The organism is Azospirillum brasilense, from assembly GCF_022023855.1.
In the GTDB taxonomy this organism is placed as follows: Bacteria; Pseudomonadota; Alphaproteobacteria; order Azospirillales; family Azospirillaceae; genus Azospirillum; species Azospirillum brasilense_F.
The window spans coordinates 335,271-361,376 of the sequence record NZ_CP059449.1; the positions used below are offsets into that span (position 1 = coordinate 335,271).

Genomic DNA, 26,106 nt, shown 5'->3' on the forward strand with positions numbered 1-26,106 from the left:
GAGCCCCTCCCTGTGAGCAACCGCACTGCCCAGTGCAGAAGCAAGATTCACACACGAATCCGCTCGCCAATCTCGAGTTAACTCTAAAGCAAAATTCTTCGTGCTTCAGCGCTGTCAATGGACCAATGAATGAGAAAGCAACTCAACGCTTTGATTAGAAATTATTTGCCAACACCATCAACAACAGTTGATCATTTTGAGTTAATAATATTCAATTGAGTCTTTGGAAGAAATTGTTGGCGAGGCCGACCCATTACCGTGGGGAAAATCCTGAATATTCAACGGATCTAGGGCCTGTTAGCGCTTGATCCAATCGAGGGCGGCGGCGAGGCAAAGGACGCCCGTGAAGAAGTTGGCAGTTTTCTCGTAGCGGGTGGCAATTGCCCGCCACTCCTTGATCCTGGCCCAAAAGCGCTCGACGAGGTTGCGGTTGTTGTAGATCCACGCCGGACAGGCGACCGGCGCATCGGTCTTTTTGTGCGGGATCGCCGGTCGTGCGCCGGGCTCCCAGATCCGCTGACGGAAGGCGTCCGAAGCGTAGCCACGGCCCCCCCACCACCCAGCCGGGAACCTCCGGCAGGATCGCCAGCAGAACGGGGGCGAGCGGCAGTTCACGGGCTTGGCCAGGCGCCAGGGCGAAGCCGAGCGCCGGCCCACCGCCATCCACGATCACGCAGGCTTTTGTGCCCCCGCTGTGCTCCAGATCCCCTTTTTTCGACGCGCCCGCCGCCTTCGCGTGCGCTCGGATATTCGTGCCGTCCAGGACGGTCATGCCGAGCGCGACGCCGCGCTGCTGGGCCAGATCGAGCAAGCGCTCCCACACGCCCAGCCGCGCCCAGCGGATGAAGGTCTGCGCCGCCATCCACCACGGCCCCAACTCCGACGGGATGGCGCGCCACTTGGCTCCGTTCGTATGCCGCCAGAGGATCGCCGTAACGGTGCGGCGCAGATGCTGGGGTGGTGTCTTGCCGCGCGGGCGGCAGGCTTCGATCAGCGGATGCAGAATCGCCCATTCCGCGTCCCTCAGAACCTCGTTTCCGTACTCAACTCCCATCCCGAACAGATGGGCACAGACATCAAGCGCTAACAGCGCCCTAGAGCTGCCAAAGTAGTGCTAGGTAAATAGAAAATATAGGCTGGAAATCCGTAGCGCTTTTTTGGGCGTTGCGTTCGGTGTTCCTTCCTCACGCTGTTCGAGTCGGCCTGACACCTACTCCGGGTCGTACACCACCTCCAGACGCTCGGCGAAGGCGCCGCGCTTGCGCAGATGGCCGTCCGGTCCGGGGGCTCGCCGCAGCCCGCGCCGCTCCAGAAGTGGCTTGAGCATCATGGGCAGGATCGCGTGGTTGATCTGCAAGCCGAAGCAGGTGTGGAGACCATGCCCGAAATGCATGTACTCATGGGCCAAGCGACGTGGGTTGAACCGCCTGGGATCGGGCACGCGCCGTTCGTCCATCATCGCCGAGCTGAAGGCAACGAGCAGAGTCGCCCCTTCGCGCACGTTGGTGGCCCGGCGGCTGCCGGCCGCGATGAGCTCGTCCCTCACCGCAACCCGCGGCAGTGTCGGGGCGAGCGGGTCAAAGCGCATGGCCTCCAGTACGTATCCGAGAAGCAGCGCGTCGTCACCAGCCAGCGCTGCCTTCCGTGCGCCCTCCAACTCGGCTGGCCGGCGCAGCAACTGCTCGAGGGCTTGGGGCACGACCATCGGTGGCTGCGGCGGTCCACCCACCACGAAGCCGGTCAGGGCGGCACGGATCTGGCCGTCGGAGAAGCCCGGATCGCCGCGGCTCTGGCGGTCCAGGCAGCGCCCGAGAACGTCGTCCCCGAACGCGCCGGAGGCGCGGCGGGCTTCGATCAGCCCTTGGATGTGGGCGCGCAGGGCCGGTGCGATCGCGTCGACCTCGGCGCGCAGATCCGGGTCGTCGCCGGGGTCGGCAAACTGGAATTCGAAGAGCCGGGACGCCCAGATCCTCAGATCGCCGTCCGGCGGGTCGGACACACCGAAGTACCGGCCCAGGACGGCGAAGGTGACTTCGCGGACGAGGTCGTTCACCACTTCAATGCGGCCGCCGCCCGCCCGCACCGCCTCGGCGGCGAGACGCCCAGCCTCCGCAGCGAGCGCGGGAAGGTCGTCGGAGCGGACAACCGTCCTCATCGCCGCCGTGTCGCGGCGGTAGTCGGACGTGTCGCGCATCCCCAGAAAGAACGGCTGCCCGCCCATGATGACGTCGAGCTTCCTCGCGTAGGGAACCGCGAAGGCGTCGTCGTTCAGGAACACCTCGCGCACGTCATCGTAGCGGGTCACCACGACCGTATCGCCAATGCGCAGAACCGGCGATACGGCGCGCAGGACCCGGAACACCGCCGGAAGGCTTCGCATCATCCAACCGGCGAGCGCGCCTTTCAGCCCGCCGGGCCGCCCCCTGGGTCCGACGCCTTCGACCCGCATGATCACAGGCTTTCCAGATAGGCCAGTGCCCGGATGCCGGGAAGGAAGAAATACTCCCCGCCCACCAGCTCGATGTAGGTTTCCACGTCCACGATCCTCCGCAACGGGTCCTGGGGGATCGTCAGCGGGCCGTTGGGACCGACCAGCGGGTCCCTTTCCTGATAGAGCGTGGCAAAATTCGGGTTGAGGAGCCACGTCTGCTGAACGAACTCGAACTGCCGGGCGATGTCCGTGTTGAGGCAGATGAAGAGGAGGCCGCGTTCCTCCCCATCGTCGTGGCGCGGGTCCGCGATCACCCTGCCGAACTTGCGGCCGCGGCGCATGATGCGGTGGTTGTTCGCCGCCGCCCGAAGCGTCTCAGCGGAGTCTTCGTCCGGGGCCAGCCCGTCCCGCGGATTGGCGCGCCGGACGTGGGAGCCGAGGGGGCACCCGAACCCGTGCGGGTCCCGGGAACGGAACCCGAAGCGGTTGTCGCCCTCCGCCACCGAGGTTCCAACGGGGCACAGGAGGCGGCCGTCCCGGTCCCGCCCGACGATGCGCTCCGCCAGCCACTCCGCCGTGACCTGACCAGCGTCGCCGCCCTGCCGTCGCAGGATGGCGGCCTGATTGTCCAGCGAGGTCCAGAAGCGGCCGACATCCTGCCGGAGTTCGCGCACGACCATATAGGTGCCGTTCAGGCCGAGATCGCGGAATCCCTCGGGTGCGTTTCCGGGATCCAGGAGTTCCCAGCGGGCCGCGCTGTCCGTTGCCGGAACCTGTGGACCCGGCGCGATCTCCGCATGGGCGTTCCTGTAGCCGATCAGGATCTCCCCGAGGGGGATCTCGTTCCAGGGATCGTGGCCGGGCGGCCCGTCGCGCCCGTTGTCGAGGTATGGCAGCGGCTGGGAGACGCCGTCGGCGAAGCCGAAATGCTCGCGCACCTTCCCGCACTGGTCGGGTTTTATGTCCAGTTTGATCTCGCGGACGATCGCGACCTTTTGGGCCAGAAGCGTTCCGCGGGCCTCCTCCGCGTATCGGTCGAGGTCCGCTTCGCTGCGGTGGTAGACGAGGAGCAGGGCATGGACGGTGGCCGGCGTCTCCAGCGACGTGGGGGTGTTTCCGCTCCACTGCGGCCCGCCGTCGACGACGGTCGGCCCGTCGTCGCCCAATCGGCGGCGGCGGTTCTGCTGGTGCATGCCTTCCCGGAAGGGCAGCGAAAAGGTCCTGAGCGCATCCTCGCCGAGGCCCATCGCCGCCAGGCCGGTGCTGGTAAAGGCGATGGCCGCCGCCTTGTCGACACAGACCTTCGGCTCGACGATCGGACGCCCGTCGGTGATCGGTGCCACGGCGCGCAGCGACGTGAGCCAGCCGGACTGCGCGTGCGTCAGGTCCAGGAACAGGGCCCGAGCCCAGGGCAAGGTACCGTATCCGCTGTAGACCAGACCCTGGACCTCGGCCCACGCGTCCGTTGCAAGCCCCCAGCCGTGCGTGGAAATGGCATCGCGGTCGACGTCGCACTCCCGGCCCGCCGCCACCCCGGCGGCCGGCGCTACAGGTCCCGAGCCCATAGGGTGCCCTCCTCTTTGGTCAGGGAACGCCGGCGCAACCCGTCGGCAACGCGCGCGTGGCGTTCGATCTGGTCCACGGTGTAGTCCTTGTAGGCGCTGTACCAGAACAGGCTCACCGTCATGGAATGGCGGGCCCAGGCCTTGAACTTCCGGCCTTGGGTCGCCCCATCCAGCAGCAGGAAGCGCGCGGGCGGGAAACCCGTGGCGTTGCCCCACGCCAGTGTGAGACCGGAATGCGCCTTCTCGATGAAATCGTCGAGATAGCTCTCCCAACTGCCGTCGAAGTTGCTGAAGAACATCAGCCGACCGCCGTTGTCGATGAGCGCCCAGTGCGCGAAATGAATGGTCCGCATGCTGCCCAGATACCCACGCCGCGCCCACTCGGTCACGCGCAGCACGAGCCCAAGTCCGCGCAGGCCGACGCGCAGCAGCACCGCACGCAGCACCCCGGGCTTGACGAGGACAAGGCTCCCCATGTGGTTCTGGGCGATGTGATCCTCGCGCTCCATCATCGCCCGCAGTTTCCCCTCGTCGAGGCGGGGATGGTCATGCGACGCGTCGCGCGCTTCCAACCGGCGCAGCCACCACAGGATCGCGAGCGCACTGGCGGGCACGCTCGCCAAACCGGCGCCGAGGACCTGGGCCGACGCGCGGAAGATGTCGCCGAATCCGGCGCCGGTCAGCGGCGCCACCACCGCTGCGGCGGCGGCTGACGGAATGGCGAGATAGACCCCGATCACGGCCACGACACCGGCCGAGCCCTTGAGAGCGGTGACGAGGCGCGAGCCAGCCGTCGGGCGTGGGCGCGCATCGGCCGGCGCCGCGCCGTCCGACGTGCCGAAAAAGCGGAGCAGGTCGCCGAGATCCCGGATCGACGCCGCGAACGCCGCAGCCGCGACGAGGGACAGGAGAACCGCCACCCACCACGGGCGGAGCATGAGGCCGAGCAGCACCCCGGGAAGCGACAGGGCGAGAAGCAGGAGGGCGAGGAAGCCGCCGAGCCGCAGCCAGTCGCTCCGGTTCTCGTGGGCCGGAATGCGGGCGGGCGCCGGCTCGTCGAGCCAGGGGAACGACGCCAGGAGCGCGCCACGAAGGTCGGCGTGGATCGCCGTTGCGCTGGTTGCGGAGCGGTACGGATTGGGGGCGGTTCTGTCGGCGTCCGCCAGGATCGTCCGCGCGGCATGGAAGAGATCGGCCTCCCGCAGGATGCGGTCACGGTCGAGGCCACGGTTTCCGAGGTGGACGATCAGGGGCTGGAAGCTGTGGCCCTCCAGCAGCGGCGCGATCGGCTGGCGCGAGTCCGCCGCGACGACGCGGTCGAACAACGCCCCGGTCGGGCCGGAGGGCCTTTCGCAGAAGCGCAGGATCGCGCGGAGATCCTCGCCGACGGCCGCCTCGAGCTGAGCCCAGAACGGGCCGGGCGGTCCATCGAAGTTCGTTTCGATGACGAGGATCGGATCGTAACGATCGTCTTCGAACACGCTGAGCGCCATGAAGTGCAGCAAGGGGACCCGGACCTTCAGCCGCCCGTATTTCTCTCCCTGCGGCCCGACAAGGCTCTCTTCGTCCTGCCGCAGTTGGACGATGCGGGCGACGAGCATGTCCTTGCTGTCGGGCTGGACCTCGAAGACGGTGGAAAGCACTGACTGCATGTGTCTGCGCCTCGAATGTCGGTGGTGCCGCGAAGCCCTTACCATTTCGCCGCGTGGCGAACCGTGCCCCGGCACCGGGTTGGGGAGCGGCTCCCGGAGATGGAGGTCCTGGCGTGGCAGCGGGATTGCGTCCTTGACCCGGCTCCCCACGGCCGCCGATGCGCACCGCGGCACAGCTTGATCCGAACGCATGGCGCTGTCTGCATCGCTGGCCATCCTCCCGTCTTGCCCTCGGGTTGCCGATGTCGCATCAGCTCTGCCCGGCGCGGCCGGTCAGCACACGATCGATCGGCACAAATCCGGGAATTGGGGGCGCGGGCACAGCCTTGCGCGATCCGCTGGCCGCTTTCTGGTTCTGCTCCTGCACGGCCGCTTCCCGTACGACCAGGAAATCGCACATGCGCTGGCGCAGACCCTTTCGCGGGTCCCCAGCACCAATCTGCGCCTGCTTTTCTAAGCACCTTTTCGCATCGGACAACGTCTCAGCGACATTCTGTGCGAGTTCCCGAGGTGCCGACAGTTCGAGAAGGTCGTTGCAGAAGTCCATGACATCCGCGACATCCCTGGCGTCCTGCGGCAGCAACGCGTTCTCGGCCGGAAAAACGAGGCTCGTACCGGCTCCGACAGCCAGGGGCCGCGGGAACTGGGACGACAGGGAGGTTCCACCCAGTGAACCGATGGCGAGCGTCGTGTGGCCGCCCGCCGCCTTGCCGGTTTCCCCGCCCGTCACGCTCGCGAGCAAGGCATTGACCGAGGCGCGGACACGGGCTGCTTCGCTGGTTTCCGCCGCAGCCAGTGCTTCGGTTTTGCCGGTCGGCAGGCTCGGCACAGTGGGAGCCTGCGGCTGGCCTTCCAAGACGCTTGTCGCATGGATCGCGAGACGGAGCGCCATCTCGGCGCTTCGGGAGAATTGGTACTCGACTTTGCCGGCGTAGAGAACGCGTGTGGCGATCGCGACCGACATTCCGTCGCGGATCTTCGCGAAATCTCCCCGGCACAGGTGCTTCGTCCCCTCGGGCCAGCGTCGCGCCATGATGCGCACGACCGCACCGGGACGCACGGCCGTATCGGCAACGACCAACCGACGCAGCATGTCCATCGCGATAGGGAGCTCAAGTTGAAGTTGCTGGAGATCCTTCAGCTCGATCGTCAGCGCCACGTTGCTGCCGCTGGCGAATCCCAGATTTGCGCCGAAGTTGCCAAGCAGGCCGGATGCGCCGACCTGCGCCTCTGTAAGCCGGGCCGCGGTGAGTTTCGGAATGCTTGCATGACCCAGACGAAAATCGCTGGTGCTGTCCGTGGCGTCGGCGAGACGGATCGATGAAGGGAACGGTCGATTGTCTTGCCAAGCCGCCATGATCATCGTGCAGGGGCTGGACGCCGGTGATGCAATGACCGTCGTCTTCTTGGCATCAACCGTCTTCTCGGAAACGGTGGCCTTGGCCTCCCGGTTCTCCGTCGCCACGCTGCGCGGTTCGGCGAAGGCTATGAATAGCCTTTCCTTCTGGCTGTCGCAGAGTCCCCGCGCCACCTCGATCTTGGGAGTCCGGGCAATCCGTACGAGATCGAAGTTGCCGTCATCGCGCGACGTCGGCGCTCCCCGTGTGTTCAGGAAAACGTCTCCGACCATGACGTCCTCGTCGAGCGGAAAGAACGCGAACATGGACTGGCGCGCCATTGCATTGGTCCATTGCTCCTCAATGTCCAACTCGGGCAGCGTTGGCGTGCCGCAGCCTATAAGTCCTCCAACGCACAGACCTATAGTAGAGACGTTCGAAAGCATTCTTCTGCCTTTCATGCCCCCTCCCCCACACGTCACTTTGAAGGTTTCCAGGTTTTTGTACGAAGCTCTGGAGCAGCCTCTTATGCTGCGCGGAGCAAGCGCGCCTAGAGAGGCAGAACAGCGGGATTTCTTTCCAACCCGCCAAGCGCCAGAGCGGATTGTCCTATGCACGGCAATTCATTTTGATGATCTATTCAAGAATAGAAGCAGCTTTTATCTTTAACAATCAAGACAAACCTGATTGATAAAAATATATACGCATAAATCAAGTTCTATCTTCAGCCTTTTAAATGAGAATGCCGCAGGAATTGCCGAAGTTTTGCAGATTCTACTAAGTCCACACTTGCTGAATTGGAATAAAAATAATATACCAGCCGCCAATTGTTCCGTAAGCCAATCTTGCATTTGATAATATATCGCCAGCAATTCGCTTAACGGAGTATATCCTAAAGAAATTCCGAACCTGCATACTACCGTATGCCAATTGCAAAAAGGCTCCAAGCTCAAAAATGACTGAACCCATGCGAGGCTTCTTTTCAATTACCCAATGATCGACGGCATGACCTGAGCATTGGCCTTATTTCGAACTCCGAAGCAATCTCTCAGGCGATGATCGGCAGCGTGCCAACCAGGTTTAAAAAAGACTCTTCCCGGTGCTGACGCCCGCAGAATGGACGGTGCCCCCCTACCCGGCTGGCCCGACGGCTGTTGACGATGCTCAGCCATTACCTGGACGTCGTTACCTGAACGGCCATCCGGCGCAGCCCCCGCCGCAGCTTGAAAGCGCATCCCGCGCGGCGCCGGCTGGGATGGCCCCGCCACGGACAAATTCAGTGAAACCCTCAAATCCCTACGGCGTATGCCACCGAGGACGTGTCTCATCCGGACGGTTAATGCGTGTCGGGCTCGCTCCTCCCGGACGGTTGCGAGGGAGCGATCAGGGACGGCGCGGCCCTGCCAGCATCCGCCTTCGTGGCTCGCATGACAAACCCATCGAGCAGGTCGAAGATGTATTGGACCGAATACCCCCCAACGAAGGCCAGGAGACCCAGGGAGAGCTTGAGATCGCCGATATCGCTGCTCCCGGGCTCGAAAATGAGGCTCGCCAAGCCGCCGAAGATGAGGCCGAGCATCGGTCGCAGCCAGACGAGGATTCTCTCCCGGCTGTCGAGGGTCCACTCTTCCAGGTGGGTCGCCAAGCGGCGGAAGACAAAGATCACCGCGCCGATAAAACCAAGCAACGTCGGTATGCCGTAGTTCGACATGCCCGCGAGCATCGCCTCGGTTCGGAGTTCCGTCCGATCCCAATCCGACGTCAACCGCCTCACGAGCTTTTGCAGCTCCTGCGTTGCGTCGCCGCCGGGCGGGCTCGGATCGAGGTTTCGGTACAGCAGCGCGGCCTCGTCGCTCATGATCCGGTCGATCGACGGCCTGAAAACGAGATTTGGGATGAGAAAGAACCGATCCGCGGTCCGGTTCCAGACCTCAAGCTGCAAGTACGTAAGTTGCCTTTTCCGCGCGAGGTCGGTCGCGCGGTCGCATACGCCATTCTGCATCGCGGACAGGCCTGGAGACTTGCTGCCGCATGACGGCCTCTCACTGTTGCCTTCCGGAGGCTTGGAACCGACTTCCGGGAATGCCTGGGCGGTGAGCAAGTGTATGGTGGTCTGTGCCGAGGCGAGTTCGGTCAGCCGCTGAAGGATCAGCCGACCCGTGAAGACGTGGTGCAGCAGGAGCATCGCGCCGAACACCGCAAGCAGCCCAAGGGCGCACAAGACGATGTACATCCGTTTCAGCCACTTGGCGCGCCTTGTCCGGGAGAGTCTGCCGGGAGCGTCGTCGCGGACGTCTCCGCCCCCATCGACATAGGCACGGGTGAACCGGATCGATTCCACCGTGGCAGGACGGGCGATGTCGGCAAGCTGGTCGATGGCCGCAAGGAGGACGGCCCAGTCCTTGGGCCTCGCGTGGATCTCCGCGGGTGTCCTCCGCAGGATCGCCAGGAGTTCTTCGGTCGTCCAACTCGCGCATCCGTTTCGCGCGCCTGGTCCCTCCTGATAGCTTGGTTCCTTGCGCTCGGAAACGAAGTTGAGGAGCAGCACGGCGTCCAGCCGGGCCTTCTCGATTTCCTCCAGGAGGACATCCTCCTCGGCCAACATCGATGCATTGTCGGGTCCGCCGCGGTCCTGCGGAGGCATTTCTGAACCGTCCATGGCCACCTCGCCCATTCCGGATGGCTCCATCTCATTCGGCCATCCCACTCGTGTCGTCCCCGCGGATGGTCCGCCAGACCGTGCCGGGATGGGCAGCGGCCTGAGCGGTGGATGCGCGGAGAAGCCGGCGCGCGACCGGGGCAAGCGTCGGTCACGCCTGCCCGGCAGCGACCTCTCACACAGTTGGCGCCTGCGACAGGTTGGCCGGGTCGTCGACGGGGCTGAGCAGTGGCTTCATGGTCTCCTCGTCGGTTCCGTCGGGAACACCGCTCGCGATCCGGATCAAGTCGGCGAAGCCGAACCTCCGGTCGGCGCCCTCGAGGGCAAGTCCCGTGATCGGCTCGCCGAAGCGCCACGTTGGATCGCGGCTCAGGATGCTCTGCGGATCACCCTGCATCATGCCTATGAAGGTCTCGGCGACGATCAGGCTGCCGAGCGGCCCAAGACGCCGCCCTCCCTGCCGGATCTGAGCCTCCTTCAGGACGTAGTACCAGAGCGGCGTCCGCAGGTGCAGGCCGAGCTTGGCGGCGACGGCGCCATCGTCGCCGGACGATGCAATCTCGTCGGCCGCGAGCGGTTCCACCCCCGTGAAGCGGACGACGTCCTGCGCCGCAGGCAGCATCATCTTGACTCCACGCCGCAGGTTCATCACGGCAAGGCTCCGGTCGGCGCTCGCGTCGCCTTGCCCGACCTCGCCCGGTTTCCCTTTGAGCCGGTGCAGCGCCGGCGACAGGTAAGGGTCGATTGTCCGCGTCAAATTGAGCCTGAAGCCGTCACTCTTGTCGGTGGTTCGGAAATCGACGTACCGCCGCCAGTCGATCACCCAGTCGCTCGGCAGCGCGACCGCCTCGCCCGGCATGCCGATCACGCCCGACTTTCCGGTGAAGCGGAAGAAGACGTCCAGCGAGGACCCGAAGGTCTCGGGACGGAAAACCCGATTGTGGCTGTAGTCCTGGCGCACCATGGTGTGTCCAAAGCGATAGGCGGCCACGGAGAACTCGACGGGAATGTACGGCTGGGCGAACCTTCCGAAGGTCTCGAACCGGAAAAACCTCCTCCGCTCGATCGCCGCCGCGAGGTCGTTCACGTCGCAGATTCTTGCCAGGAAGTCGCGGATGACCATTGCTTGGTACAGTTCGACGACAGCGCGCCGGGCGGCGGCGAAGAGATCGTCCTTCCCGACGGTCCCCTCGAGGCGATCCACCATGGCGTTGTGGAAGCGGAGGAAGGCAACATGGGTCTGCGCGACGAGCAAGTTTTCGTCGTTCCGCTCGTCGCCGATGATCGCGAGCCCCTGGGCGTTGCGCGGCAGGTCGTGCTGGAGACCGGATCTGACTTTGGGGTCGCCGCCGCCCACGTCCGTCAGACCGACCAGCAGCTTCGCGGACCCGGGGCTGTGGCGGTCGTAGAGCGATGGATGAACGCGCGGACCCAGTCCGTAGACGCTGTCGAGGTCGAGCCGCGGCGTACGGAAGTTCTCGACCGAGGAGGGGTCCTGGACCGTCTCCATCAAGGTCGTGGTGTCCAGCGTGACGTCGTGGTCAATGAACTGTCCGAGGTAGGTGAAGCCCGCGGGGATGTGCGCGTTGTCCCCGGCTCCCGGAGCGGTGCCGCCGTCGACCATGGACAGGCCGAGTTCAACCAGTTGCTCGTCCGGCGGCGCAAGCGGCACCGCCAGTTCCGGAAACATCCGGCCGAAGCGTCCGGCCCGGAAGGTCACGCCGGTCGGGGGTACGTTCCTTTCCCGAACCGCGTGGCCATGAAATCCCTCGTCGCTCTTGCCCATGCCGCAACCCTTTCGTAGATGTCCCAAAGTGAAAGGGCATCGCCATTCGTCGAGGCGCGATGCTCGTCTGATCGCCATAAGCAAAACAGCCTAAGATCTTGCCATTGGCGAGTTACTCAGACGTTATCCTCAGATTCTGTTCCTTGCGCCTCCCAAATGGGAGGATATGGACAAATATTTGTCAGGCCGGTAGATTGTTTTTCATCACAGTTATTATCACTTCGCATAACTCACGCTGAATACGGGGGTATGCATGGACAGCGGCCTTCTATCCCATGCCATTGACTTGGCTTACTCTACCGTGGATGACGTCGTTTCTTGGGATGAGTTCGTCAGGCAACTGCAACGGCTGCTGCGTGCTGACAGCGCTCTGTTGTTCACACCAAAGGGTACCGACGACGCGACCGCAATGGATGTCCGGATCGGCATGGATGAGTGGTCGCTCAAGGCGTACCGCGACCACTACAAGGACCATGATCTCTGGTACCGCGGCTCGAAGGCCCGAAACCTCGACCGGCCGGGCACGGTCGTGGTTGGGGAGGAACTGGTGGACGAGCCGGAATTCAGGAGGTCGGAATGGTTCAACGATTTCCTGAAGCCCTCGCGGCAGTGCCGCCTCCTCGGCGTGAACCTGGAAGAGGGTTGGTCCGGAAGCGGCCCGGCGTTCCTGAATTTTTACAGAAGCGCTGAGTGCGATTCATTCAACGAGGAGGATCGAGCGAACATCCTGCTGCTGCTGCCGCACATCCAGAGGGCTTTCCGCATGAAGACGGACCGGCTGCTAGAGCGCCGGAGAAGGACGCTACTGGAAGGCACGCTCGCGGCGTGCGGCACCGCTTGCATCGCGATCGACCGCCGGATGCACCTCCTGCTGTGCAACGGCATGGCTTCCGACATCCTCGCGGAGAGGGATGGCCTGCATCTCGGTCGGGACGGCAGGGTCCTCTGCGATTGGCCGGGTGATGGCGAGCGAATGGCGGCCATGGCCGCAACCCTCCTGAGCACAGCGCGGACGGCCCAAGCCCACGAGACCAGCCAAGTGCTGCTGCGACGGCGTTCCGGGGGCGGCGCTCTCTTTGTTCAGGGAGGGCTTCTGAAGCGGATGGAGGGGGAAGACTGCGTCATCGCCACGCTCGTCGTCTTGAAGCCCGGAAGTCGGCGCACGTCCGTCCCCATCCTGCGGGGGCTCGGCCTGTCCGCCGCCGAGGCGCGCCTAGCTGCGATCGTCGGCTCGGGGTGTTCGCCGGTCGCCGCGGCCGAGGAGTTGCGTATCTCCGAGGGAAACGTGCGCACCGCCCTGAAGAAGATTTTCTGCAAGCTCGGCATCAACAGACAAAGCGAACTGGCAACGCTCGTAACCAGGATCGGCGAGGGGGAGATCCGCGGCAGGCCCGCGCTGCATGGCGACGAGGCCGATGCTCATACCGGGTAGGCTTTGCCGCCGAACCTGCGCCGATCCGTGGCATGACGATGCTACGGCCGCCTCTCCACGCTCACTGTCGAACGTTGCAACGCAACCCGCGTGATGCGGCCTTCCATGCCCACCACCCTCGGTTCATTCAGATCGTCGCAGATAATTTCTCCTGGGAAGCGACGTTGGTGCAAAAAGGCCGAGCTTGTGGCGTTCGGGAGGGCGAGCGGGTATAGAAGCGGCCGGCTGAATCCGAGACCCCGATGCCCCACAAGGCCAACGAGCCGAGCCGCCACAAGATCCCGAAGGCCCGGTACCGTGTGGAGAACCGGGCAGCCTACGATGCGGCACTGCGCCGGCGGGAAGACCTGACGATCTGGGTGACGCCAGAGGTGATCGCCGCGTGGACGACGCCCGTCACGGGGCGGGGGGGGCTGGCCTCCCCGATACTCGGACTTGGCGATCGAGGCCGGGCTGATGCTGCGGCTGGCGTTCGATCGGCCGTGGCGCCAGACCGAGGGTATGCTGGGCTCGCTCATGCGCCTGCTCGGCCTGAACCTGCCGGTTCCCGATCATACGACGTTTTCCCGGCGCAGCACCGATCTGGCCGTCGCGTCGGCGCTGGCCAGGACGAACGGGCCGGTCACCGTGGTCATCGATTCCACCGGGCTGAAGGTGTTCGGCCGGGGCGAGTGGCACCTGAAAAAGCACGGCGGCACAGCGCGCCGATGCTGGCGCAAGCTGCACCTGGCCGTCGATCCCGCCACCGGCGAGATCCTCGCCTCGGCGTTGACGGGCAACGAGGAGGGAGACGCCTCGCTGGTCGGTCCATTGCTCGACCAAGTCACGGGCCCGATCAGCGCGGTCCTGGCGGACGGCGCCTACGACGGCGAGCCCGTCTATCGTGCTGTCGCCGAGCGTGCGCCGGACGCCGAGGTGATCATCCCGCCGCGCGCGACCGCCGAGGTGAGCGACACCGCCAAGAGCGCGCCCACCCGGCGCGACCGCCACATCCAGACAATCAAGGAGCGTGGTCGGCTGGGCTGGCAGCGAGCCGTCCAATACGGCAGGAGATCGTTTGTCGAGGTGGCGATGCTTCGGTACAAGGTTTTGATCGGACGCAGCCTGCGCGCCCGCACTCTGTCCGCACAAAAAGCCGAAGCCAAGGCTGCCTGCGCCGTCATCAATCGCATGACCAACCTCGGCATGCCAACCTCCCGGAGGGTCGCCTGATCTCCATCGCCTCTAGGCGAAATCCGTCCGCAGGCTAAGTTCTGCACCAAAGTCGTCCGGACCCTAAGGCGTTGGCGCATAAAGCGAGGATCTGAGTCGGGTCGGTCTTGTTGTGGAAGTGCCGGAATCAGGTCAGTCCACCTGTGGAAACCGGGGCATGACAATTCAGGTGAACTCAGCCTTTTCAGCAGGTTAATCGGGTCAGTCTATCTGTGGCCTGACATAGATTTGTCGGACACCACCTACGCCCACCATGGCCGAGAGGACTGAGGTTCTGCCCGGTTCGTCACTGTGATCCTCGCGCTTCTCCGGCAAGCCAGTCGACGAAGCCGGCAACCAGCTTTCCGGCAGCGGCCTGACGTGGAATAAGCGCGACATACCCCGTCCTCGGAACCCGGATCTCCGGCAGCGGCGTCATCAGCCTTCCGTTGGCAACGTCGATCTCGAGCATTGGCAACGGACCGATCCCAATGCCAAGCCCATCTTCTACCGCCTGTCGGGTCACGAAAAAGTGATCAAATATCTGGCGGGGGTGCCCGGCAAGGTGTTCGAGCCCTGCCGCCTCGAGCCAGTTCGCCCAATCGCCGGCACGGGTTTCGCTTGCAAGCAGCGTATGCTCCTCAATGTCGGCGGGCTTCAGGATCGGCCGTTGCGCGAACAGCACCGGGCTCATGATCAGCGTATCCACATCATCCAGCACCGGGACGACGCGATGGTGAGGCCACGCATCGTCCCGAGCAACGCCGCGCCGGATCGCCACGTCGACCCCACCGCGCAATTCCTCAAGCACGGTCGAAACCGTCGTAACCGCGACTTCGACCTGCGGATGGTCGGCGTGGTACCGGTTGAGGCGCGGGATCAGCCAGCGCATCGCGAAGCTGGTCGGGGCGCTGACACGCAAGATGCGGCGCGCGTTGGGCCGGCCGCACGCTTCCGCCGCGACGGCCAGGCGATCGAAGGAAAGGCCGACCTCGGCGGCGAAGATTCTCGCCATCGGCGTCGCGACCATGCGGCGCCCATCCTTCATGAAAAGCCTCTGCCCGAGCCAGCTTTCAAGCGCAGCGATCTGGCGGCTTACCGCGCCATGGGTGAGGCCGAGTTCGGCTCCGGCTTCGGCATAGCTGCCGGTCCGAGCCGCGACCTCGAAAATGCGCAAGGCATTCAAGGGGGGAAGGCGGCGCATGTGCGATCCGTGAGAAAAATGAACGGTATCCGTGACACAATGCATGCTAGTCGATGAAACCTCACACGTATACCATGCTGTTGAGATGAGGCCCGCCGAGCAATGCCTGTTGTGTCTGCGAGAAATCCATCAACGATGAAATCGAGACATTGCGGGAATCAACGAAAGAGAAGTCTGGTGGGGGCGTGCCTCGCCCACGCGCTGCACGACGGATATACCGACGCTCTCTATGTTTTCCTGCCGGTATGGCAGGCGCAGTTCAGCCTTTCCTATGCAGCGCTTGCCGTCGTCCGCGCGCTCTATTCCGGAACGATGGGAGGCCTGCAAATCCCGGCCGACCGAGTTCTCCGCAGCTTGTCACCGCGAGCGGCATTGATCCTGTCGACCATCCTCGCATCGACGGGCTTGCTGATCATGGCATTGCCGTTCGGCTTTGTGGGTCTTTGCGTCGGCCTCGTGGTAGCCGGCATCGGATCGAGCATTCAGCATCCATGTGGCTCGATGCTCATCACCGCCAGTTATGGCTCGGCATCGCGACATCCACTCGGCATCTACAACTTTTCGGGCGATCTCGGAAAAGCCGCGTTGCCGGCGCTCGGCGCGGTGCTGTTGCCAATCTTCGCTTGGCAGTCGGTGCTGGGGCTGATGGCGGTGCTTGGAATCGTCCTGTCGGTTGCCCTGGTGCCGCTGACGCCGGCGTCCCCCCTCCCCAGGACCGCCAAGACAGGGGCGGCTTCCGGTCAAGGCCGCGGCGGCTTCGGCATTCTGACGGCGATCGGCGCGCTCGATACGGCGACCCGCATGGGCTATCTGCTGTTTTTGCCCTTCCTCATCCATGGACAGGGCGGGGATTCGGCGACGGTCGGAATCGCACTCGCCCTGCTGTTCATCGGCGGAGCGTTCGGAAAGGCGACGTGCAGCCGGCTTGGGGAGCGGCTGGGTGTCGTCGGCAGCGTCATGGTGACCGAAGCCGCAACAGCCTTGCTGATCACGGCGACGCTGTTCACGCCGTTGACGCCAACGCTCATCCTGCTGCCGCTGCTCGGCATCGTGCTCAACGGCACCTCTTCGGTGCTCTACGGCACCGTGCCAGAGCTTTCCGACGGCGACACGGGCCGGGCCTTCGCGGTTTTTTACACGAGTGTGATCGGTTCCGGAGGCGTTGCACCGATCCTCTACGGCGCGATTGCCGATCACAGCACCCAGACGATTGGCGTGATGGCCTCGGCGGCGACCGCCGCCCTGATCGTTCCGCTTGTCCTGACGCTGAGGCCCCATCTGAGCAGTTCCACCGCGGGACCGTACGGGCAGGCCGGCTTTTCCCGGCACCGGAGTTGAGGTGGATTGGCCAAGGCCGGCAATGAGCCATCTGTATTCCGCCGCTCCCGGATCCGCATGAATTTCACGCCACCGCATGAAGGTTCTTCCAATGAACACCATCCCCCAGGCGCCGCTGATTCTGATAACGGGTGGAGGGCGTGGCATGGGTGCGGCGACCGCACGGCTTGCCGCCGCCCAGGGCTACGATGTCGCGATCAGCTTCGTCGCCAACGAGTCCGCCGCTCGTGCGGTGGTGGCGGATGTGGAAGCTCTGGGGCGCCGGGCTTTGCCCGTGCGCGCCGACAGTGCGGACCCGGCGCAGGTCGCCCAGCTGTTCGCCGCGATCGACCGGGAGTTCGGCCGGATCGACGTCCTGGTCAACAACGCCGCGGTGCTTGCGCGGCACTCCCGGACCGAGGATCTCGACTTCGAGCGGATGCAGCGCATCTTCACGGTGAATGCGATTGGCCCGATCCTCTGCGCACAGCAGGCAGCAAAGCGCATGTCGTATCGACACAACGGGCGGGGCGGCGTTGTGATCAACATCTCATCGGCATCGGCCCGGCTCGGCAGTCCAAACGAATATGTCGACTACGCCGCCTCGAAGGGGGCTCTCGAAACCTTCACGACCGGCTTCGCCAAGGAGGTCGCGCGGGACGGCATCCGTGTGAATTGCATCCGCCCCGGCCACATCTACACGGACATGCATGCGAGCGGCGGAGAGCCGGGACGGGTGGATCGAGTCAAGGACTCGATCCCCATGGGACGAGGCGGTCAGCCTGAGGAGGTCGCGCGGGCGATCCTATGGCTGGCAAGCGCCGAGGCTTCCTTCATCACCGGCACGTTCCTCGATGTCACCGGCGGCAAGTGAGCAACGGGATCGGCGTCGGATCCTCCCCTCGACGAACCGTGCCAACCCGGATCATATCAGCGTCTTGGCGTGTGCGAGCGTCCGGCGCGTTGCAAGAGGACCCGCGCCCTGCTGATCGCTGCCGGGTACGCCGATGCCGACGACAGCGATACCCTGCGCAGCGATCCCGTGTTCATCACCGCCCTGTTGGGATCGGCTGCCCTGCGCTTCGCACCAACGCCGCGAAGTCCTGTTCGGCGTGGTAGGAGGAGCGGGTCAGCGGGCTTGCCGAAACCATCCGGAAACCCTTGGCCCGCGCCACCCGTTCGTATTCGGCGAATTCCTCCGGCGGGGCGTAGCGCGCCACCGGGTGGTGGCGCGGCGTAGGCCGCAGATACTGGCCGATGGTCAGGAAATCGACGCCCGCCACCCGCAGGTCGTCCATGACCTGAAGCACCTCGGCGCGCTCCTCGCCGAGGCCCAGCATGATGCCGGATTTGGTGAAGATCTCCGGGTGCCGGTTCTTTGCCTGATCGAGAAGGCGCAACGAGTGATAGTAGCGCGCCCCCGGCCGCACCGTCGCGTACAGGCGCGGCACGGTTTCCAGGTTGTGGTTGAAGACGTCCGGCCGGGCATCGGCGACGGTCTCTATGGCTCCCGTCTTGTTGCGGAAGTCGGGGGTCAGGATCTCGATCGTCGTCGTGGGCGAGACGGCGCGGACCCGTTCGATGCATCGCACGAACTGCCGGGCACCGCCGTCCGGCAGGTCGTCGCGGTCCACCGAGGTGATGACCACATGGCGCAGGCCGAGTTCCAGAACCGCCTCGGCCAAGCGGTCCGGTTCTCGCGGATCGAGCGCGTCGGGCCGTCCGGTCGCCACGTTGCAGAAGGCGCAGGCCCGCGTGCACACGCTGCCCAGGATCATCACCGTCGCGTGCCGCTTGCTCCAGCATTCGCCGATGTTGGGACAGGCGGCCTCCTCGCAGACCGTGTGCAGGGCATGTCGGCGGACGAGGGCACGGGTGTCCTCATTGGCACCGGTCGACGGCGCGCGGGCTCGAAGCCAAGCCGGCTTCTCGGCCTGATGAACAAACGCAGTGGGTGACGCGGGCATGGCCGTTACTCCGCCGCGACGGCCGGGGCCGCCGGCTGCACGATGATCTCCTCATTCCGGTCCTTGCTGTGGACCAGTTCTTCGAACCCGCGCGAGACGATCATGTTCGTTTCCTCCAATTATGTCGTTGCCAATTTTGCCGTTGAACGGTGCGCGTCGGCTCGAAATCGCCGGGTTGCGGTCAGGTGAAGACCATTCCGCCGTCGACCAGCAGGGATTGGCCGGTCATGAAGTCGGAATCGGACGAGGCGAGGAAGCGGGCCACCCCCACCAGATCCTCCGCCGTCGAAGGACGGCCCAGCACGGCACCGGCCGCGAAATGGTTGAACGCCTCGTCCTCGGCCGTCGTCAGGCCGGTGTCGCGGAAGCCCTTGTCGATGATCTTCCACATCTCCGTCGCGACGACGCCGGGGCAGATCGCGTTGGCGGTGATCTTCTCCTTGCCGAAGGCCCGCGCGGCCGCCTGGGTCAAGGCAACCACCGCGAACTTACTGGCCGAGTAATGGGCGAGCGGTTCGTACCCTTGCTTGCCGGCGATGGAGGCGGTGTTGATGATCTTCCCACCCCCGCCTTGCGCGCGGAAGGTCTTGATCGCCTCCTGCATGCCGATCAGCACACCCAACGCGTTGACGTCGGTGACGAAACGCCAGTCCTCCTCCGTGATGTCGAGGAAGGGCTTGGTCTGAGCGACGCCCGCGTTATTGAAGATGACGTCGAGGCGTCCGAAGGAGGCGACGGCCGTGTCGATCATGCGGCGGACCGCGGCGCGGTCGCGGACGTCGACCGTAACCGCGACGGCGTCGCCACCCTTCGCGCGGATGGACTCCGCCACCGTCCGCGCATCCTCCTCCGTGCGATCGGCGACGATCAGCCGCGCGCCGTCGGCCGCGAGCGCGCGGGCCATGGTGGCGCCGATCCCGCGGCCGGCACCGGTGACGATGATGCTCTTGTCCTTGAGGTTGGGCATGGTGCGTCTCCAAGGGCCGGCCTGGGGGAGAACCGCAAGCCGGCCGGATGGGTGGAAAGGTCAGGCGTTTTTCGTGACATGGTCCTTGATGAGGGTGTTCACCTTCCCGGCCGCCTCCATCTGCACCATGTGACCGGCGTTCGGGACCACCTCGACCCGCGCGGCGGAGCCCAGCGCCGTGGCGTGGCCGGCGGGGATGACGCGATCCTCCGCGCCCCACACGACCAGCGTCGGCACCTTCGCGGCCCCGACCTCCGCACCGAGAACGGCCGTCTGCTCGCCGTTCCCGAACATCGAGGACGCGATGGCCCGAAGCGCACCGTCCACGCCGTCCAGCCGCTTGTACTTCAGCAGGTCGTCGGTCATCTGGCGGCTGACGAGTCCGGTGTCGGCGAACAGGGTCTCCAGCACCGGCTTCAGGTCGCGGCGCGAGGTCGCGCCGATGAAGCCCGTGATGTAGTCCTGGTTGATCTCCCGCCCCAGGCCGGCCGAGCAGATCAGCGACAGCGACGCCACCCGCTCCGGCGCGTCGAGCACCGTGCGCATGGACACCGCACCGCCCATGGAATGGCCGACCAGATGCGCGGCCCCGATGCCCACCGCGTCCATGAAGTCCCGCACCGCCTTCGACAGGCCGGACAGCGTCGGGTCGGGCAGCGTCTTGGCGGACTGGCCGTGCCCCGGCAGATCCAGCGCGTAGACCGTGGCGCCCTCCGCCAGGGCGTCGATGGTGAACAGCCAGTTGTCGAGGTCGCCGCCGAAGCCATGGACCAGCAGCACGGTCGTCGGGCCGTCACCGCGCTTGGCGTAGCGGATGGTGCCCGCCGCCGTCTCGGCGAACTCGTAGCGCGGACCGGCATCCGCCCCGTCCTCCTCGCCGTCGGCGGCGGGGACGGCGTAGCCGGCGATGAAGGCATCGATGTCGCTGTCCGGCACGTCGGGTTCGGCCAGCACGGCGATCAGCGCCTTCACCGGGTAGACGGTGCCGGGCTCGCCCAGCACCCGGCGCAGGACGCCGGTCTCGCCGGCCTCGACCACGTTGGTGATCTTGTCGGTCTCGACCTCCAGAAGGTCGTCACCCAGGTTGACGGTGGCCCCCGGCTGCTTCAGCCAGCCGGTGACCTTGCCCTCCGACATGGACAGGCCCCACTTGGGCATGACGATGGGCTTGATGCGCTCGTTGAGAGTGGTCATGAAAAAGCGGCTCCGGGATCAGGCGGCGAGGGTGCTGCGGGGCGAGGGGGCCATCGTGCGGCGGACGGCGGCGGCGACGGCCTCGGCGCTGGGGATGTAGAGGTCCTCCAGCGAGGGCGAGAAGGGCACCGGCGTGTGCGGCGGCGTCACCATCTGGATGCCGGACTTCAGCGCGCCGAAGGCGTTCTGCGCCACGAAGGCCGAAATGTCGGTGGCGAGGTTGCAGCGCGGGTGCGCCTCGTCCACCACGACCAGCCGGCCGGTGCGCTCCACGCTGTCGATGATGGTGTCCCAGTCGATGGGCGACAGGGTGCGCAGGTCGATGACCTCCGCCTCCACCTTGTCCCTGGCGAGCGTGTCCGCCGCCTCCATGGCGCGGTGGACGGTCAGGCCGTAGCTGACGATGGTGACGTGATCGCCGTCGCGGAGCACGTTCGCCTCGCCGAAGGGGATGGCGTAGGACTCCGCCGGCACCTCGGTCTCATGACCGTAGAGGTTCTTGTGCTCGCAGAAGATGACCGGGTCGTTGTCGCGGATCGACTGGATCAGCAGGCCCTTGGCGTCATAGGCGTTCGACGGGCAGACGACCTTCAGCCCGGGAATGTGGGTGAACAGCGGGGTGAGCATCTGCGAATGCTGGGCCGCCGCGCGGAAGCCCGCGCCGACCATGCCGCGGATCACCACCGGCGTTTCCGCCTTGCCCCCGAACATGTAGCGGAACTTGGCCGCCTGGTTGAAGATCTGGTCGAAGCAGACGCCCATAAAGTCCATGAACATCAATTCCGCGACCGGGCGCATGCCGCAGGCGGCGGCGCCGATGGCCGCACCGATGTAGGCGGACTCCGACAGGGGCGTGTCCAGCAGGCGGTCGCCGTGCTTGGCGAACAGGCCCTTGGTGACGCCCAGCACGCCGCCCCAGGCGTCGTCCTCGCCGGGCGCGCCGGTGCCCCCGACGATGTCCTCGCCCATGAGGATGACGGTCGGGTCGCGGCGCATTTCGAGGTCCAACGCCTCGTTGATCGCCGTCTTCATGCTGATTTTGCGGGACATGGTGTTTCCTCCGGTGAATGCCGTTTTTTGGCGTGGGCCGCTCAGTAGGCGACGTAGACGTCTTTCAGCAGGTCGGCGGCGACGGGCAGCGGGGCCGCCTTGGCGCAGCGCACGGCGTCCTCGATCAGCGCGTTCACCTCGCGGTCGATGGCTTCCAGCTCGGCGGGGGCGACGGTGCCGGTCTCGGTCAGGCGCTGGGCGAGCAGCTTGATGCAATCGCGGTTGGCGCGCAGGCTCTCCACCTCGCCCTTGGCGCGGTAAGTCTGGGCGTCGCCTTCGAAATGGCCGTAGAAGCGGACCATGTTGCACTCCAGCAGCGCCGGGCCGCCGCCTTCGCGGGCGCGCCGGATGATTTCGCCGGCCGCCTCGTGCACCGCGAAGAAATCGGTGCCGTCCACCGTCACGCCGGGCAGGCCGAAGCCGGTGGCGCGGTCGATGTAGCTGTCGCATGAGACCGCCCATTCCATGGCAGTGGATTCGGCGTAGCCGTTGTTCTCCACCACGAAGATGACCGGCAGGTTCCACACCGCCGCGAGGTTCATGCTCTCCAGGAAGGTGCCCTGGTTCGACGCGCCGTCGCCGACGAAGGTGATGCCGACCCCGCCGTCGCCCCGGAACTTGGCGGCCAGCGCCGCCCCGCAGATCAGCGGCGCGCCGGCGCCCAGGATGCCGTTGGCGCCCATCATGCCCTTCGACAGGTCGGCGATGTGCATCGACCCGCCCTTGCCCCGGCAGGCGCCGGTGGAACGGCCGTAGATCTCCGCCATCATCTCATGGACATCGACTCCCTTGGCGATGCAATGACCGTGGCCGCGATGGGTCGAGGCGATGCGGTCGATGTCGTTCAGGTGCATCATGATGCCGGTGGCGCAGGCCTCCTCACCGGCGTAGAGGTGCACGAAGCCCGGAATGTCGCCCTTGGCGAAGTCGATGTGCAGACGCTCCTCGAACTCGCGGATGGTCCGCATGGTCCGGTAGGCTTGCAGCAGGTCCGCTTTGTCGAGTGGATAAGGATTGTTGGTCACTGACGTTTCTCCCCTGTCAGGTTTTTCGAAGGCAGGTTTTTCAAGGCTCGGCCGTGACCGGCGCCGGGGCACCGGTCAGCAGCCTGTGTTGGGCGGCGTGCTGCATGCAGCCGCCCACGTTCACGGTGCGGAAGGCGTCGTCCCGAAGCGTCAGGGACACGCGGTCTTGCGCCGAGAATGCGATTTCCCGCTCGCCGTCGAGCGCGATGGAGCCGGCCTTCACCTCCGGCACGAAGGGCACGCCGGCCGGCATGCGGCGCCAATCAGCGACGCCGACCGAGGCCATCAGCCCAGGCGCGATGGGTGCGCGCAGCACCGTTACGCCGGACGCCGGTGTGCCGAGACGCACCATCAGCCCGCCGCTCTCCTCCCGCGTCACGGGCTCCAGCAGGCCGGCGATGGCCGACATGCCGATGACCTCCGGGTCGGCGAAGGTGACGAACAGCTCGCGGAAGCTTTCCGGCTTCCACAGGGCGCGGGCCCCGACGTAGCGCTCGGTCACCAGAGCGACATCGACCAGCGCGATCTCCTCCACCCGGCCGTTGAGCGACACGTCGATGCGCTTGTTCGCCGCGAAGGCGATCTCCGCGGGCACCTGCCCGGTCACGGCCAGGCCGGTCGCCAGCCCGGTGATGGTCGGTTCGCGGTGTTCGGGAAAGGCGTTGTTGGTGCCGGTGGAGATGCCGGCCACGGGCACTGCCCCGCAGTGCGCCACCACGGCGCGGTGCGTGCCGTCGCCGCCCAGCACGACGATGGCGGCGACTCCCGCCCGGCGCATCGCGTCCGCCGCCCGATGGGTGTCGGCGACGGTGCCGGTGACCGGCATGGGCAGCGGGTGAATGGTGGGATAGGGGGCCTCGCCGTGCGCCGCCGCCCGTGACAGCCCGCGCGCCACATGGCGCCCGATGCCGCCATGCTCCGGCATCATCAGGACATCGGTGACCCCGCAGGCGCGCAGCGCGGCCAGCACCCGCAGGACGATGTTGGCGCGATCCGTGATCTGGAGGTTCGCCGCGTTCGCGACGACCCGGCGGATGTCGCGTGCGGATACTGGATTGGCAATGATGCCGATGACCGGTGCCACGCGTCCTCCCCTTCGCTTCGATGTTTTGAAGGGGTCTGGGGCAAGAGCCGTGCCAAATGTGCGTATAGCTGACTATCGTGGTTCCGCAACGGTTTGCGCGACGAGTGGCGGTGTTGCGATCGCCTCACCTGTTGCATGACCTGTTGCAGGGGCGTTGCAACAGGTGTGGCATGCCTCAATCCAGCCGGTGCGGCGGGACGATGCCGAAACGGCGCATCTGGCGGTGGATGGTCGAGCGGTCCACGCCCATGTCCCGCGCCGCCGCCGACACGTTCCAGTGCAGGCGGCGCAACACCTCGCGCAGGCGGACGGCGGGGTCGTCGCTGTCCGGGGCGGGCGTCGGAGCGCTGGCCGGCCACGCCTCGAACACGCCGCTGCGCTGCACGGGGTCGGGAATGTCCATCAGTTCGATCAGCCCGTCGGTGCAGACGGCGCAGGCGTAGTCGAGCGCGTTCACCAGCTCGCGCACGTTGCCGGGCCAGCCGTGGGCGCGCAGGGCCGCCAGCGCCGGAGCGGCGATGGTGTAGCCGATGCCGTCCCGTTCCGTCCGCTCGGCCAGCAGCCGGTCGATCAGCCAGTCGAGGTCGCCGCGCTGGCGCAGCGGCGGCACGGTGAACACCGCGCCGTTGAGACGGAAATACAGGTCGTCGCGGAACGTCCCGGCCTTGATCAGTTCGACAAGATCGCGGTGGGTGGCGGCAATGACGCGCACGTCCACCGACACCGCCTTGGTGCGGCCGATGGGGGTGACCTCCCGCTCCGCCAGGACGCGCAGCAGGCGTGTCTGCGACGACAGCGGCATGTCGCCGATCTCGTCCAGGAACAGCGTGCCGCCGTCCGCCTCCAGGATCAGCCCCTTCCTGCCCCGCGACGTGGCCCCGGTGAAGGAGCCGGGCTCATGGCCGAACAACTCGCTTTCGATCAGCGCCTCCGGCAGCGCGGCGCAGTTCACGGCGATGAAGGGCTTGGCCGCGCGCACGCTCGACCGGTGCAGGGCCTTGGCGAGGTGTTCCTTGCCGGTGCCGGTCTCGCCATGGATCAGCAGGCTCATCCGCGTGTTCACCAGCTTCGCCGCGCGCGTCAGCACCGCTTTCAGCGCCGGATCGCCGCCGCACATCGCCTGGAGCGGCTTGGGCAGGCTTCCCTCGTCTTCTTTGCGTGGGCGCGGGACAGCGATGGCCGGTGGCGGCATCGCCTGCGCGAACAGGGGTGTCCCACTGCGCCGCAGGCGGAGGGTGCGCTGGTCGGTGGGCAAAGAGCGCACGAACCGCACCAGATCGTCCACCTGGCAGTCGAACAGGTCGGAGAAGGACCGCCCGATGAGATGCTCCCGGTCCTCCCCTTCGCCGGCCAGCAGTCGACACGCACGGTGATTGAAGCCGATGATCCGCCCGGCGCCATCCAGCGCGATCACGAAGTCCGGATCGACCTCCGCGAACTCCTGGGAGGCGGAGAGCTTGACCACCCACTCCCGGCGGAAATTGTTGTAGAGGTTGGCGTTTTCGATCTTGTGCGTGTAAGCCTTGACCAGTTGGAGGGCCAGATACTGGCTGATCTTGGGCTCCGGCGAACGGAGCGCGGAGATGTCCAGCACCGCCGCAAGCCCGCCGCCGCTGTGGAACACCGGAGCCGCCGTGCAGGTGAGGGGAATGTGGGTCGCGTCGAAATGGTCCGTCTGGTGGACGGTCAACGCCTCGCCCGTGGCGATGCAGGTGCCGACCGCGCAGGTACCGGCCCGGCCCTCGTTCCAGTCCGCGCCGAGATAGAGGCCGGTCCGGCGCAGGTCGTTGTCCGACGCCCGGTCTCCGATGAAATCGACGGTGACGCCGTTGCTGTCGGTCAGCAGCAGGGCGTAGCCCATGCCGGCCACCTGATGATACAGCGCCTCCAGCCCGAAGCGGGCCATGCGCAGGAACTCGTCCATCGCGTCGCGGTGCAGGCACAGGCGCTCGTGCGGCAGAATGTAGGCCTCGCGCCGGACGGTCGGATCCAGCTTGTGGTCGGCCACGCACCGGCGCCAGGATGCGGTGATGATGGCGTCGCGCTTCGACGCGATCCCTTCCGAGACGCGGACCAATTCGTTGATGTGCGCCGCTTTGGCGTTCTCCATCAGCGTATCCTCCCTGGAGCGCAATCGCTCTGATCTGGTCAGCCAGATCGGAGCAATATATCAAGCGCGTCGTCACACAGGCAATTTGTGCAATAGTATTGCAGGCACTTGTGCCGCGGCCCGGAAGTGAGCCCC

The 26,106-nt window shown here is 65.8% G+C and carries 18 protein-coding genes and 1 pseudogene; 4 read left to right on the top strand and 15 right to left on the bottom strand.

The features are described from left to right. Positions 1-297 precede the first annotated feature (297 nt). The 7 genes from H1Q64_RS01620 to H1Q64_RS01650 all read right to left on the bottom strand — a co-directional run bounded on the left by H1Q64_RS01620 (position 298) and on the right by H1Q64_RS01650 (position 11,430). Positions 298-1,054 (bottom strand): IS5 family transposase gene (locus tag H1Q64_RS01620; RefSeq protein WP_237904113.1). Its coding sequence is split into 2 segments (ribosomal slippage): positions 298-552 and positions 554-1,054, totalling 756 coding nucleotides; the frame shifts between segments, so codons are not numbered across the junction. Positions 1,055-1,210: 156 nt separating this feature from the next. Beyond that, entirely contained in the window at positions 1,211-2,449 is a 1,239-nt protein-coding gene (locus tag H1Q64_RS01625) for a cytochrome P450 (protein ID WP_237904114.1), read from the bottom strand. Positions 2,450-2,451: 2 nt separating this feature from the next. After that, positions 2,452-3,996: a Dyp-type peroxidase gene (locus H1Q64_RS01630; protein WP_237904115.1), complete on the bottom strand. Its 1,545-nt coding sequence runs from the start codon at positions 3,994-3,996 to the stop codon at positions 2,452-2,454. Continuing rightward, positions 3,978-5,648, bottom strand: coding sequence for a hypothetical protein (locus tag H1Q64_RS01635; protein ID WP_237904116.1), 1,671 nt, complete (start codon positions 5,646-5,648; stop codon positions 3,978-3,980). Before H1Q64_RS01635 ends, H1Q64_RS01630 begins: the two co-directional genes overlap by 19 nt. 250 nt (positions 5,649-5,898) lie before the next feature. Further along, entirely contained in the window at positions 5,899-7,326 is a 1,428-nt protein-coding gene (locus H1Q64_RS01640) for a hypothetical protein (protein WP_237904117.1), read from the bottom strand. Between the two features lie 995 nt (positions 7,327-8,321). Next, positions 8,322-9,659 carry a hypothetical protein gene (locus tag H1Q64_RS01645; RefSeq protein ID WP_237904118.1) on the bottom strand — a complete coding sequence of 446 codons (1,338 nt, stop codon included), beginning with the start codon at positions 9,657-9,659 and terminating at the stop codon, positions 8,322-8,324. Positions 9,660-9,819: 160 nt separating this feature from the next. Beyond that, positions 9,820-11,430 carry a peroxidase family protein gene (locus tag H1Q64_RS01650; protein ID WP_237904119.1) on the bottom strand — a complete coding sequence of 537 codons (1,611 nt, stop codon included), beginning with the start codon at positions 11,428-11,430 and terminating at the stop codon, positions 9,820-9,822. A 253-nt stretch (positions 11,431-11,683) separates the two neighbouring features. On the opposite strand from H1Q64_RS01650, the gene H1Q64_RS01655 reads away from it, so the two are divergent. Both H1Q64_RS01655 and H1Q64_RS01660 read left to right on the top strand, forming a co-directional pair. After that, positions 11,684-12,862, top strand: a complete 1,179-nt coding sequence (locus tag H1Q64_RS01655) for a helix-turn-helix transcriptional regulator (protein ID WP_237904120.1) — start codon at positions 11,684-11,686, stop codon at positions 12,860-12,862. A 242-nt stretch (positions 12,863-13,104) separates the two neighbouring features. Then, positions 13,105-14,074, top strand: a pseudogene (locus tag H1Q64_RS01660) (IS5 family transposase). Between the two features lie 286 nt (positions 14,075-14,360). On the opposite strand, the gene H1Q64_RS01665 reads toward H1Q64_RS01660, so the two are convergent. Beyond that, positions 14,361-15,257, bottom strand: coding sequence for a LysR substrate-binding domain-containing protein (locus tag H1Q64_RS01665; protein WP_237904121.1), 897 nt, complete (start codon positions 15,255-15,257; stop codon positions 14,361-14,363). Between the two features lie 135 nt (positions 15,258-15,392). Between H1Q64_RS01665 and H1Q64_RS01670 the strand changes: the two genes are divergently transcribed. Both H1Q64_RS01670 and H1Q64_RS01675 read left to right on the top strand, forming a co-directional pair. Continuing rightward, entirely contained in the window at positions 15,393-16,595 is a 1,203-nt protein-coding gene (locus H1Q64_RS01670) for an MFS transporter (protein WP_237904122.1), read from the top strand. Positions 16,596-16,686: 91 nt separating this feature from the next. Then, positions 16,687-17,448, top strand: coding sequence for an SDR family oxidoreductase (locus H1Q64_RS01675; RefSeq protein WP_237904123.1), 762 nt, complete (start codon positions 16,687-16,689; stop codon positions 17,446-17,448). Between the two features lie 175 nt (positions 17,449-17,623). Here H1Q64_RS01675 and lipA read toward each other — a convergent pair whose 3' ends face one another. The 7 genes from lipA to H1Q64_RS01710 form a co-directional block, all read right to left on the bottom strand. Beyond that, entirely contained in the window at positions 17,624-18,541 is a 918-nt protein-coding gene (gene lipA, locus H1Q64_RS01680; RefSeq protein ID WP_237904124.1) for a lipoyl synthase, read from the bottom strand. Between the two features lie 181 nt (positions 18,542-18,722). After that, complete coding sequence (locus tag H1Q64_RS01685) at positions 18,723-19,508, bottom strand: SDR family NAD(P)-dependent oxidoreductase (protein WP_237904125.1); 786 nt, start codon at positions 19,506-19,508, stop codon at positions 18,723-18,725. 60 nt (positions 19,509-19,568) lie between these two features. Beyond that, the gene (locus H1Q64_RS01690) at positions 19,569-20,702 is read right to left on the bottom strand and encodes an acetoin dehydrogenase dihydrolipoyllysine-residue acetyltransferase subunit (protein WP_237904126.1); all 1,134 of its coding nucleotides are present in this window, start codon (positions 20,700-20,702) and stop codon (positions 19,569-19,571) included. 18 nt (positions 20,703-20,720) lie between these two features. After that, positions 20,721-21,752 (bottom strand): alpha-ketoacid dehydrogenase subunit beta, encoded by a 1,032-nt coding sequence (locus H1Q64_RS01695; RefSeq protein WP_174450190.1) that lies wholly within the window; start codon positions 21,750-21,752, stop codon positions 20,721-20,723. Between the two features lie 41 nt (positions 21,753-21,793). After that, positions 21,794-22,777, bottom strand: a complete 984-nt coding sequence (locus tag H1Q64_RS01700; protein ID WP_330874502.1) for a thiamine pyrophosphate-dependent dehydrogenase E1 component subunit alpha — start codon at positions 22,775-22,777, stop codon at positions 21,794-21,796. Between the two features lie 40 nt (positions 22,778-22,817). After that, positions 22,818-23,861 (bottom strand): ATP-NAD kinase family protein, encoded by a 1,044-nt coding sequence (locus tag H1Q64_RS01705; RefSeq protein WP_237904127.1) that lies wholly within the window; start codon positions 23,859-23,861, stop codon positions 22,818-22,820. Positions 23,862-24,036: 175 nt separating this feature from the next. Beyond that, positions 24,037-25,971: a sigma-54-dependent Fis family transcriptional regulator gene (locus tag H1Q64_RS01710; RefSeq protein WP_237904128.1), complete on the bottom strand. Its 1,935-nt coding sequence runs from the start codon at positions 25,969-25,971 to the stop codon at positions 24,037-24,039. Positions 25,972-26,106 lie beyond the last annotated feature (135 nt).

Bases quoted from the DNA above. Each gene is read 5' to 3' on its own strand.
- H1Q64_RS01625 (WP_237904114.1), bottom strand. From the start codon at position 2,449: ATGCGGGTCGAAGGCGTCGGACCCAGGGGGCGGCCCGGCGGGCTGAAA.
- H1Q64_RS01630 (WP_237904115.1), bottom strand. From the start codon at position 3,996: ATGGGCTCGGGACCTGTAGCGCCGGCCGCCGGGGTGGCGGCGGGCCGG.
- H1Q64_RS01635 (WP_237904116.1), bottom strand. From the start codon at position 5,648: ATGCAGTCAGTGCTTTCCACCGTCTTCGAGGTCCAGCCCGACAGCAAG.
- H1Q64_RS01640 (WP_237904117.1), bottom strand. From the start codon at position 7,326: ATGGCGCGCCAGTCCATGTTCGCGTTCTTTCCGCTCGACGAGGACGTC.
- H1Q64_RS01645 (WP_237904118.1), bottom strand. From the start codon at position 9,659: ATGGGCGAGGTGGCCATGGACGGTTCAGAAATGCCTCCGCAGGACCGC.
- H1Q64_RS01650 (WP_237904119.1), bottom strand. From the start codon at position 11,430: ATGGGCAAGAGCGACGAGGGATTTCATGGCCACGCGGTTCGGGAAAGG.
- H1Q64_RS01655 (WP_237904120.1), top strand. From the start codon at position 11,684: ATGGACAGCGGCCTTCTATCCCATGCCATTGACTTGGCTTACTCTACC.
- H1Q64_RS01665 (WP_237904121.1), bottom strand. From the start codon at position 15,257: ATGCGCCGCCTTCCCCCCTTGAATGCCTTGCGCATTTTCGAGGTCGCG.
- H1Q64_RS01670 (WP_237904122.1), top strand. From the start codon at position 15,393: ATGAAATCGAGACATTGCGGGAATCAACGAAAGAGAAGTCTGGTGGGG.
- H1Q64_RS01675 (WP_237904123.1), top strand. From the start codon at position 16,687: ATGAACACCATCCCCCAGGCGCCGCTGATTCTGATAACGGGTGGAGGG.
- lipA (WP_237904124.1), bottom strand. From the start codon at position 18,541: ATGCCCGCGTCACCCACTGCGTTTGTTCATCAGGCCGAGAAGCCGGCT.
- H1Q64_RS01685 (WP_237904125.1), bottom strand. From the start codon at position 19,508: ATGCCCAACCTCAAGGACAAGAGCATCATCGTCACCGGTGCCGGCCGC.
- H1Q64_RS01690 (WP_237904126.1), bottom strand. From the start codon at position 20,702: ATGACCACTCTCAACGAGCGCATCAAGCCCATCGTCATGCCCAAGTGG.
- H1Q64_RS01695 (WP_174450190.1), bottom strand. From the start codon at position 21,752: ATGTCCCGCAAAATCAGCATGAAGACGGCGATCAACGAGGCGTTGGAC.
- H1Q64_RS01710 (WP_237904128.1), bottom strand. From the start codon at position 25,971: ATGGAGAACGCCAAAGCGGCGCACATCAACGAATTGGTCCGCGTCTCG.